The 11405-nt window shown below is 39.4% G+C and carries 10 protein-coding genes and 1 pseudogene; all 11 read left to right on the top strand.

From position 1 onward, the window contains the following. Positions 1–563: DNA-directed RNA polymerase subunit beta (locus FLK20_RS19245; protein WP_483310483.1), on the top strand; the 563-nt coding region annotated here is incomplete at its 5' end. A 289-nt stretch (positions 564–852) separates the two neighbouring features. Continuing rightward, positions 853–1419, top strand: a complete 567-nt coding sequence (locus FLK20_RS19240) for an NADPH-dependent FMN reductase (RefSeq protein ID WP_152658215.1) — start codon at positions 853–855, stop codon at positions 1417–1419. A 211-nt stretch (positions 1420–1630) separates the two neighbouring features. Further along, positions 1631–2392 carry a MerR family transcriptional regulator gene (locus FLK20_RS19235; protein ID WP_152658214.1) on the top strand — a complete coding sequence of 254 codons (762 nt, stop codon included), beginning with the start codon at positions 1631–1633 and terminating at the stop codon, positions 2390–2392. Positions 2393–2857: 465 nt separating this feature from the next. Then, complete coding sequence (locus tag FLK20_RS19230; RefSeq protein ID WP_152658213.1) at positions 2858–3181, top strand: hypothetical protein; 324 nt, start codon at positions 2858–2860, stop codon at positions 3179–3181. A gap of 79 nt (positions 3182–3260) precedes the next feature. After that, positions 3261–4448: a DUF418 domain-containing protein gene (locus tag FLK20_RS19225; protein ID WP_152658212.1), complete on the top strand. Its 1188-nt coding sequence runs from the start codon at positions 3261–3263 to the stop codon at positions 4446–4448. A 387-nt stretch (positions 4449–4835) separates the two neighbouring features. Further along, the gene (locus FLK20_RS22145; protein ID WP_152658211.1) at positions 4836–5426 is read left to right on the top strand and encodes a TetR/AcrR family transcriptional regulator; all 591 of its coding nucleotides are present in this window, start codon (positions 4836–4838) and stop codon (positions 5424–5426) included. Between the two features lie 169 nt (positions 5427–5595). Continuing rightward, a complete protein-coding gene (locus tag FLK20_RS19215; RefSeq protein ID WP_152658210.1) occupies positions 5596–6837 on the top strand; it encodes a DUF418 domain-containing protein in 1242 nt (413 codons plus the stop codon). Positions 6838–7305: 468 nt separating this feature from the next. Beyond that, on the top strand, positions 7306–7584 hold the full coding sequence (locus FLK20_RS19210) for a hypothetical protein (protein WP_370453219.1): 279 nt from the start codon (positions 7306–7308) through the stop codon (positions 7582–7584). A 102-nt stretch (positions 7585–7686) separates the two neighbouring features. Beyond that, positions 7687–8859: pseudogene (gene tnpB / locus FLK20_RS19205) on the top strand (IS200/IS605 family element RNA-guided endonuclease TnpB). Between the two features lie 476 nt (positions 8860–9335). Beyond that, a complete protein-coding gene (locus FLK20_RS19200; RefSeq protein ID WP_152658208.1) occupies positions 9336–10004 on the top strand; it encodes a DNA alkylation repair protein in 669 nt (222 codons plus the stop codon). A 213-nt stretch (positions 10005–10217) separates the two neighbouring features. Continuing rightward, positions 10218–11402, top strand: a complete 1185-nt coding sequence (locus FLK20_RS19195) for an NAD(P)/FAD-dependent oxidoreductase (RefSeq protein WP_152658207.1) — start codon at positions 10218–10220, stop codon at positions 11400–11402. Positions 11403–11405 lie beyond the last annotated feature (3 nt).

Raw genomic sequence — 11405 nt, 5'->3', positions numbered from 1 at the left:
GTCCGGTATTTGACGGAGCAACCGAGGAAGATGTTTGGGAAACCCTTGAAGAAGCCGGCATGCCAAGAGATGCAAAAACGATCCTTTATGATGGTCGCACAGGAGAAGCTTTTGACAACCGTATATCTGTAGGTGTCATGTATATGATTAAGCTTGCGCATATGGTTGACGATAAGCTGCATGCTCGTTCAACCGGACCATATTCTCTCGTTACGCAGCAGCCGCTTGGTGGTAAGGCACAATTCGGCGGACAGCGTTTTGGTGAGATGGAGGTTTGGGCATTGGAAGCTTACGGTGCTGCATATACCCTTCAGGAAATCTTAACGGTTAAATCAGATGATACCGTTGGACGTGTGAAAACATATGAAGCCATCGTAAAAGGGGATAATGCACCGGAACCGGGGGTTCCAGAGTCGTTTAAAGTACTCATTAAAGAGCTTCAAAGTCTTGGTATGGATGTTAAGATGCTCTCCAGCAATGAAGAAGAAATCGATATGCGTGAGCTGGAAGAGGAAGAAATCAAACAGACAAATAAGCTTCATTTAGAAGTGGAAGAAAATTAAAGACTGCTTTGATACGACAGGTATTATGCAGGAAGTAATATAGTACATTGTCATGAATAAGAGCGAATTTTTATTCTGGCATTTCAAAACGTCATTTGAACGGTATTGTCCGACAAATGGCGTTTTTTTAATATATCAAACCTTAACAATGCCATTTCCCCTAATTCGTGGTGTCTGGTCACCACACTACCAGCCAGTTTTACTGACTCAAAAGAGTGTTTAATTGAACTAGAAAGCAGATTAATGGAATTAACGTTTCTGGACGGAGATAATATTTATATCAATAATTATGAAAGGAGAAGATCGTATCGAAACAAAGATTAATCTTGTAGCTTTGTCAGGAAGTATTCGAAAGCAATCATCAACTCAAAAAGTGCTTCGTTGCCTGGAAAACTTTATGCCTGAAAATGTTGATTATGAAATTTACAATGTTATTGAAAACCTGCCGCATTTTAATCCTGAATTAGATGGTGACCAGCCGCCAGAAGAGGTGCAAGTATACAGAGAATTGCTTTCAGGGGCAGACGGGGTTATTATCTGTACACCTGAATATATAAAGGGCGTTCCCAGTGTTTTGAAAAATGCGCTGGAGTGGCTGGTATCGTCTGCTGAGCTCTATACAAAACCAGTAGCAGTCATTACAGCTTCAGGTAATGGGGAAAATGCTCATCAATCATTACAGATCAATTTAAGTATGTTATATGCGAATGTATTCGAAGGTGGAGCTTTGTTAATTTCAGGAGCAGACAGTAAATTGAACGAAGATGGGGAATTTGTAAAAAATGAGGTCAATACCTCACTAAAGTTATTAATTTCTAAATTGATTGAAGAAATTAATAAAAAAGAGTCTTATTGATAACGAGTTTATTATTTTTAAATTCAGATAAAGCGCTTTTTATTAAAATAAAACAACATTATTTTAACCTCATCCAAAAATCAGGATGAGGTTATATGTGTTTGAGTTATTTTAATGAAATAACTTTATTGTTATTTTATAAATAACGTATTGACTCTTACGCTGACGTAAGGATGTATAGTAATTACGACAAATAGTGTGGAGGTTCACGATGTACAGTATTGGAGAAGTAGCAAAAGAAATGAACATAACCGTTCGGACACTCAGATATTACGATGAGATCAATCTGTTGAAATCCTCTTATACCGCAGAATCGGGTTACCGTTTCTACTCAAATGAAAATATCATTACATTGCAGCGGATTATTGCCCTGAAGGAACTTGGCTTTTCATTAAACGAAATTAAAACCATTCTGGATCAAAAAAATTGGGAAAACGTTTTTGAAGAACAGTTGGCGCTCATCGCCAAGGAAAAAGAAAGGCTCCGTGATTTAGAAAAGACGATGCGAATGTCTTATCATTTATCCCAGATTGAGCAGGAGCTAAGCTGGAGGAATATTTTTCAATTTGTCAGACAGACGGAAGAAGAACGCTACAACAATCATTTATTTTTGGAGCAGTATTTTGATGAACGCGAGCTAAACATCTTGAAAAACCCTGATCTGGATTTGGGTGAAAGAGAGTCCAAAGAATTGGTTGCGTTGCTGAAGACTGCCAAGGAGCAAAAGAACGAAGAGCCTGAATCACCCAAGTCACAGGATTTGGCTAATAGACTCGTATTTTTTCTTGAAAATACTTTTTATGGTGATTCCGCACTTATTGAAAAATATTGGTTGCTTCAAAAGCAACCGCCAAAGGAAGGAAATTTGTTCCTGTTGGATGATGATGTTATTCAATACATTGAAAGTATCATGGATTGTTATGAAACAAAATGGGGGGAGATCGGAAAAAGTCAATCGTATCATCGGGAATGAATTGAACTAAATGAAACGATGGATTTGAAGAGGTATTAGGGATCTGCTTTAAACCTGGCAGCCAATGTTTCATTTAATCGGTTAATAATTGAAAGAGCCTCTAGTAATGATGAAGTTGAAAACAATGTCCACGAAAATTTTAGCAAAAGAGCTATCACTAAGTTGCTACGCTAATATTACCAAGCTGTAGTTTGCATAAAATGACCGTAGATTTTCCATAATGGTCCAAAGCTTTGGGTGCCTCTAAAAAAAACGCACTAAAATATGTTAAAAGCTCCCCTCTTCCCTTCTTTGGATAGTATTTTCAAATGGAGCTTTTGTAATGAAAATAGCATCATGATATCCCACAAGTAAGGCAGATTAACATCAACGAATCCAGTTATGATGGAATATGATTCATGACAAATGTAACTACTTTTTATGGTATACCTCAGGCATAATACTTGATAAGAAAGGTGGTATAACATGAAGAGGCCTTCACATGGAGTTAATGAAACAGATTCATTGAAATATGAATGGATGAAGAAAACTATTTGGGCAATGTTACTGACCGTAGTTGTTTTTTTCTTTGCCTTGTATGTTGAAACGACACCTGCAGTCATTCTTTTGGGGGATGACAGTTCATTTGGTACTGTGGAACAATTAGCTGCCGGAATCGGAGTAACCATCACTGCGTTAGCTGTTGTTTATTTTTTAAGGAGCCGCGGACAGCAGTCTTGGGCAGGTGTGCGGCTACACTTAAGGTGGACAGCAATACTAGAAATCATTGCTGGTATTGTACTAGCATAAGTCATTGTATTCGTTTCAAACATCGTTTCAGTAACTCTAGGGTAGCTATATGAAAAATTAATGAGAGGTTGTTTGTGACATGAAGAATTTAAAAAAACAAACGGGCAATGGTTCTTCTTACTCGAGAGGATTAGCTCGTGGGTCTGTATTAGCGAAAGAGCGTTTGCTTGCACCAGATTTAGCCCGAGGGTTTATGCTTTTGATCATTGCCCTTGCTCATGCGCCATTATTGCTCGATCGACAAGATGGTGGGGGAGTTATAGATAAAGCTGTTAATTTTGTCAGTATCTTGTTCGTGGATAATCGAGGACTTCCATTGTTTGCTATATTGTTAGGTTATGGGTTAGCCATGATGGTTAATCGTCAGCTTAGTGCCGGGACATTAGAAGTAGAATCTAAACGATTATTGCGGCGTCGTGGGTCCTTTCTTTTATTATTTGGATTTGTCCATACCGTTATTATCGGCGGGATTGATATTCTAGCTTTCTACGGTTTCTCCACGCTTCTTATTGGATGGATTTTATTTCGTCAGAATCGTGTACTTAATCGTGCTATTCTGCTTGTTTCCTTATTTTTTCTTTTTCTGCTTCCTGTTGTGTGGATGGGGATGGCGCATGTAATGAATGCTTCTGGGGTGAGCATGGAAACACTGGGACAATCAAACTCGGAATCATATATAGAAACTACGCTCTTTAATTTAATCAGTTTCCCTTTCATGATTTTGATTCAACTTTTCATGTATCCCATGCTCTTGCCGATACTGATCGGGGTATGGGCTGCACGTCATAACTTGCTGCTTGTTGGCAATCGAAAGCATTTAGTTCGAATAGCTGTCATAGGCACTTCCATCTCAATTCTTGGGGGACTTCCGCTTGCCCTTGACGGGACACCGCTATGGAGTTCCTCCCCAACGATAGAAGGATTGTTTATAGCTCTTCAAATGATTACGGGGCTCGCCGGTGGTATTGGGTATGCAGCCATATTCGGACTGGTTGGTTCCATTGTCAGTCGTACAGGTCTAATGGTCCGCTCGTTGACTGCGTTAGGACAACGATCACTCACTTTTTATGTCTTTATCGAAGCTCTGCTGGTCATCACCCTATCACCAGTCGGATTTGGACTGGGTCAGGTATTGAATAGTACAGGAGCAGTTATTATCGCTGTGTTTGTCTGGCTCACCAGTCTTCTTTTGGCCATGATGATGGAGTATAAAGGAATGCGCGGCCCTCTAGATGCCTTGTTGCGTAGACTTATTTATCGAAGTTAGTACTATTTGTTGTTTTACCGCAAACGGTCGATTTAATGAAAAACATACAGCAGTTATAATTAGCCGCTGCTTTCTTCTTGACAGAAATTCCATGTCCATACCTATTTTTTATCTAGAACGAGTATAGCTGCCAGATTGGCTGATTGTTAAGAGTAAACTAAAATACATGATACGAGTGATGTGAATGATAAATTACCTATTTATAGATCTAGGCGAATTAGAAACCATGGAGAACAAACCGTAGTTCGAGAAAGTTGATATGAAAATATTTATTTTACTATTTGGAGAAGTAACGCTCTAGATTGAAAATAAAATCTTTGACTAATCAGCATAAAGTTGATAACATTGTTACTTAACATAACATCGTTATCAATTTGAGGGGTATTTATGAGTTATAATTCAAAATTAACCAGGGAAAGAATTTTATCGGAAGCACACCATGCTTTTTTGAATCAGGGGTTCCAATCTGCCAGCCTCCGTGACATTGCTAAAAAAGCTCACGTGACGACGGGGGCAATGTATAATCATTTCAAAAATAAAGAAGACTTATTTGAAGCGTTGGTTGAATCGTCAGCATCTGAACTATTAAACTACATTCGGCAAATATACCAGCAGGTAGATGGGGAAGATAATGAAACGATAGAAAAAACATCCCTTGATAGCACTGATAAGATAATTGACTATATTTATAACCATTTTGGCGATTTTAAATTAATTTTCTGCTGTTCAACAGGTTCGAAGTATGAGAATTATCTTAACGAATTAGCCCAAATAGAGGAGGAGTTTCAAAAAAAAGTTTTAGATAGATGGGGGATTAAAGTAAATGAGCACTTTTTACATGTTATTTGTGTAGCAGGCTTTCACGATTTATATGAAATTGTTGACCACGATTTATCAAAAGAAGAAGCCATAGAGTATATGGATACAGTGAAACGTTTTCGAATGGCTGGGTGGAAAGCAATATTAAATGGGAAATAAAGATGATTTAAAAAATGAAGGTGAATAAAACATTTGGAAACGTACAAACGTTTATTTAGATATGCTCCAGACAAATAATATCTCATATGGATGTTTTTGTTATTTTCTTGTATTGTCGGAGCTTTTTGATGAAATTATAAAACGCTTTCAATAAAGAGAGGTGAGGAAAATGAAGGCTGTAAATTCACTTTATAGTCAGGTTCATACGACACCAATCAAAAGGAAGGAACGAATGATAGAAATTGATATTCTGCGCGGGTTTGCGTTGTTTGGAATTTGGCTCGCGAATATAACATTATTTTCTTCCCCATCCTTATATACCGGCATGCTTGAAGGAGGAGGTGCAGAGGGAGGAGTGAATCAGGTCGTACAACAACTGATTTACCTCCTTGTCGATTATAAATTTATCTCCTTGTTTTCGTTTTTGTTTGGAGTCGGTTTTATGATTTTTCTTGAACGTGTCAGACAAAAGGGCAAAAATGGTGTGATACTTTATATAAGAAGGCTTTCTGTATTGCTGGTAATTGGTCTTATCCATAACTATTTCATTTGGTTCGGTGATATATTATTTGTTTATGCTATATTAGGATTTTTTCTCTTGCTGTTTAGAAACAGTAAGCCAAAAACATTGCTGATTTGGGCAGTCAGCCTGCTGGTGATTCCGGCTGTCTGGATTGCAATGAACACATTTGCCCCGCAGGTTGTCACGTTCGGACCGCCGCTGGCTCCCCCTGCTGAGGAGATCCATCAATTGATTGATGATTCTTACCGTGCTTACGGCACTGGAGGTTATCTGAATATGCTTCAGCAGCGTATCGTGGATATGTCGATGGTACAGGAGAGTAGTATAGCATTAATTCCAATGACATTTGCCATGTTCCTGTTGGGTGCTTATGTGTGGCGAAAGAACTGGTTTTATCGTTGGAAGTCCGACAATCGACTTTTACGTAGGGTTTGGTGCTATAGTGGTTTAATAGGGAGTATTTTCTTAATCGGTCAAGTTATTTTACATACCCAAGTGGATGCGGCGGAGAGCGGTTACAACTATGCGCATTTTGCCGGAGCACTTATTTCGGGACCGGCTATGAGTATCTTTTATATAACCACTTTATTTCTGCTTCTTCAAAAAGACGTATGGCGCAAACGATTGGCTCCGTTGCAGGATACAGGGCGTATGGCACTGACACATTATTTATTGCAATCAGTAGTCTGTACCTTTTTATTCTATCATTATGGCTTGGGATTGTACGGTGAAGTGGGTGCCTTTGCTGGCTTCTTATTGTCATGTGTTATTTTTGCAATTCAAATCATTATCAGCAAATATTGGCTGCGCCACTTTCGCTTTGGTCCATGCGAATGGTTGTGGCGTTCGCTGACCTATGGAAAATGGCAAACGAACAGACTGAAATGATTGAGGAGACAGACTAACATTAGGTTGCGATACATTTAAATATTACAGACTGGAAAAGTTAAATTCTTTAGTGAGTAATTGAGATATAGGCAGAATGAAAACAGGTTAAAAGAAGCAGAAGAATCTAAGACCTATTATGTGTGAAGTATCAGATCACCTTACGAGGGCATATAACACTAGAAGCTGTACAATAAAGTTATATCAAGGATACAAAATAAAAAGCAGATAATATGGTTATCAAAACGGGACACAATTGTATTATGAAAGTGATTTATTCTGATTTTTCTTTATCATAAAATAATATGTATTCCAGTTCCATTTGTGGCAGTTTCTTTATGACAAGCGTAAATCAAACTATTTTAGTATTTGGTGCATCGGGCTCTGAGGAAGGTACTGCTGCAGAGGATAGTGTATCTCTCATTATTAGTGAGTTCATTGCTTGTTGATATTATTCGCTATTCAATAGCAATGGCAATTATGATTACTCTGGGATTAATTTTAGGATTTCAACCAGAGGGTGGTTTAGTTGACGTTTTATTAGCTGTAATAATCATCCTGATATTCTCTTTTTGTTTTTCATGGATTTGGACGACGTTAGGGATTATCATGCGGTCAGAGAAGTCACTCATGATGGTTAGTATGATAGTATTATTCCCACTTATTTTTATCAGAAATAGGCGAGAAAACTCCCTCTTCAAGCGCATGAAGAGCATCACTCAGGAGGTAAGGGGGAGACGAATCTCCTAAGGGCAAGGGCAGATTTTTGATAGTTCTATTTTTTGAAAACAAAGAACAAACGTTCCTTTTTGTGGTTTCATTTGGTATAATGGATAGGAGGAGGTGAGAGCCATGAAAGCAAAAAAAGCATTTCGTTTCCGGATCTATCCGAACACAAGCCAAATAACGCTTATCCATAAGACAATAGGCTGTGCCCGCTTTGTCTATAACTATTTTACAGGAAAACAAAAAGAGAAAGACAATTACTGGTATACGGTGAACGAAATGGTGCAAAACGAGCAGCCCCTTCAAAATAATTGGAAGGGCGGGTTTTTCCAGAAAAATGCGTCTATCAAAGCGATTCCGGAATTAAAGAAGCATTACCCCTTCCTAAAAGAAGCAGATAGTATTGCCCTTCAAAAAGCAGTTGAAACTGTGCATGATTCCTATACGCGCTATTACAGGAAATAGAATGGGAAACCTCATTTTAAATCAAAGAAGAACCCAGTTCAATCGTATACCACCAAATATGTCAATGGAAATATTGCTGTCCTGGATAAACATATCAAATTACCTAAGCTCGGACTTGTTCGTTTAGCCAAAAGTCGTAAAGTGGAAGGCAGACTTATAAATGTAACTGTCAGGCGTAACCCTTCCGGTAAATACTTTGTTTCGATCGTAGTCGAAACTGAAGTCGGACACCATGAAAAGACAGGTTCATCTGTAGGTATCGACGTCGGATTAATCCATTTTGCAACCCTTTCAGATGGAACTGTGTATGCGAACCCAAGATTTTTCCAGACATTAGAAAATAAGCTGGCAAAAGCGTAGGTGATTCTGTCCAGACGACAAATTGGTTCCGCTAATTGGTATAAACAAAAAAGAAAAGTGGCCCGGCTTCACGAAAAAATAGCTAATGCAAGAAAAGATATGCTGCATAAAATTTCTACTGATATTATCAAAAACCACGATATTATTGGTATAGAAGATTTGTCTGTAAAAAACATGTTGAAAAATCACAATCTTGCAAAGGCAATTAGCGACGTATCATGGTCAGCATTCAGAAAGATGCTGGAATATAAAGCTGACTGGTACGGTAAGCGAGTTGTGGCGGTTGCGAAAAACTATCCATCCAGTCAGCTGTGCTCCCATTGTGGACACCAAAACAAAGACGTGAAACATCTCGCTTTACGTGAATGGACGTGTGACATATGTAAATGCCATCACCAGAGAGATCTTAACGCAAGTGTCAATCTTCGTAAGGAAGCATTACGATTAACCGCAGGGACTGCGGGGATAGCCTAATCCATAACTGACCGATGGGTTGGTGTTCTTAGGAATCTCTCACTTCAAACAAGCATTAAGGTTGATAGGTGGGGGTAGTTCAAAAGTAATATTTTTGTAGATCCCGGAACGTTACCTGAATGGCTGCAAGTCTTAGTAACTATAAACCCTATTTCTATACAAACTACTGCTGTTCGAGAGTTGATGTATGGAACAGCTGCATTCGCAGACCTTGCCATAGTGATGGTCGTCGCCGCAGCTATTTTGGTTATCTTTGCCCCGCTTACGATGTTTTTATTTAATAATAGTAAAAATAAGTAGCAAAAACAGGTCGCAGCCTTCAATGATTGGACGCTTTAATAGCGTATTGATAAAAATCTTAATTCTTAATCCTTGCGTCCCAATGAGTTCAGGATACGAAAAAAGAAGTACCTCCCCAAATCCTGTATAATGGTAGTTGACCAGAAAACCATAAAAAGACTGGAGGAGTATTTTTAATGAATGAAAATAAAGGTACAGAAATAAAACGCTCATCAAAAGCAGAAAGCATTCTATCTCAGATCAATAGTAAAACGAAGCTGGGCGACTTACGAAAAATCGCGAAGGACATTAAAAAAGATCACGAACTGGCTATGGAACTTTGGTCAACGGAAACGTTTTTGCCCAGGCTATTAGCAATCTTAATTATGGACAAAAAACTTCTTTCACAGGATGTGCTAAATAAGCTTGATAAGGATATGCAGACTCACACATTTAATGAGCGAAATAACTTAATGGATTGGTTAATGGCTAATCAGCTCACCAAAGACAAGAAGAAAATTGCATTGATGGAGTCATGGGAAAATAGTCCTTCTGCTCTTCAAAGGCGGGCCTTCTGGTATTATCAAGGGCGATTGAGATGGACTGGACAAACACCGCCTGATAACACCGCATACTTGCTATCTGCATTAGAAGCTAATATTACGCAGGAAGAACCGGAAGTTCAATGGGCTATGAATTTCACCGCAGGCTGGATAGGCGTTTATGATGAAAAGAATCGAGCGCGTTGTATGAAACTTGGTGTGAAAACGGGTCTTTACAAAGATGAAACAGTAGCAAAAGGATGTACTCCCAGCTATTTGCCGGAGTTCATTACAATCGAAGTTAACAAACGATCTAATAATTAGTTACCTCTGAAAAATTTATTAGGGTTTCATGCAAAAAATAAAGGAATTCAAAGGCTCAATATGAAAATGGTAAAAGTAATAAATTAAATGGAGAAAAGAGGAAACATTGATAAAATAAAAGCAGTATAAAGCCGAGAGTTTATCTCGCAATCATGTCACAAATCAAGCTCCTGCATCGTTATATGTGTAAAAGGTAAAAGGAGCTGAGAAGCGATGAACGACTTGACATGTATCATTATTGGAGGAGGCCATGCAGGACTTCCTGCACTCAAAGCAATAAAGAAAGAGACCAGAGGTTTGGCGAACGAAAGGGGGATTCGGATTGTTTTGATCGATAAGCAGCCCAGTCATGTACGTAAAGTCATGTTGTTTCGGCCGGCCGCCGGCGGAGAAGAGATTATGATTCCCTGGACACACTATCTTTCAGAAGGAGTTGAATTTGTACAAGGTACAGTTATATCCGTGGATAGCGGGGAAAAACAAATTCGGTATACAGATGGGCAAGGCAAGGATATCTGCATTCGTTATGACCTTTTAGTCGTTGCGTTAGGCAGTATCGTCAGGCAGCCGAATCTCGATCAGGGTGGGATTACTTTGACTGATCCACAAACTGCGATAGATATCCGGAAACGTTGGCGTGATAATCTGCGGAAGGCTGTTAGCGAGACGAACCTGAAGGAAAGAAAACAACTGATGACCATTGCCGTTGCGGGAGCAGGTATCAGCGGGATCGAGACATCAGCCGAGCTGGCACTTGCCATGAAAAAGAAAGCAGCGTCGTTAGGGCTGGATTCGTTCGATGTCTCTGTCTATTTACTGAATTCACAGGAACGGCTCTTTCCGGAAGGCCCGGAGAAAATTGGACAGAAGTTGAATCAGATGCTCCATGAATGTGGTGTGATCGTGCTGCACAATCGGAAAGCGCTGCAGGAAGAAGCTGGAGTGGTGACGCTCGACAATGGCGAGCATTTGACGGCAGGACTGTGCATATGGACGATTGGTCTGATTCCTAATCCCGTTCTTCACGGTATAGGTTTGCCGCTCACTTCCGATGGTCAAGTGATGGTGGATGAATGTTATCGCGTCCAAGGAATGTCGGATGTTTATAGCATTGGCGATTGTACAAAAATCGTCGATCCAAGAACTGGAAAAGCAGATCAGATGACGTGTAAAGAAGGTTCGATGCAGGCGCTTCGATTAGGGAAAATTGTGATGGCCGATCTGGAGGGCCGCTCTGCCCCGGTTCACAAATCGATGATGGAAGCTTTTGGCATTGGTCTAGGGGAAAATCGCGGTTTGGTGTGGGTGCGTAAATGGAACCTTGATATAGTTATAACTGGAAAACTTGCCTGGAAACTCAAGAAACTGGCATGGGATGGTGCAAGTACGCTTCGATAACAA

This window comes from Oceanobacillus sp. CFH 90083 (genome assembly GCF_009389585.1).
Taxonomy (GTDB): domain Bacteria; phylum Bacillota; class Bacilli; order Bacillales; family Amphibacillaceae; genus Oceanobacillus.
Note: the sequence above shows the minus strand (reverse complement) of the source record. Positions and strands in the feature narration are given on the sequence as shown.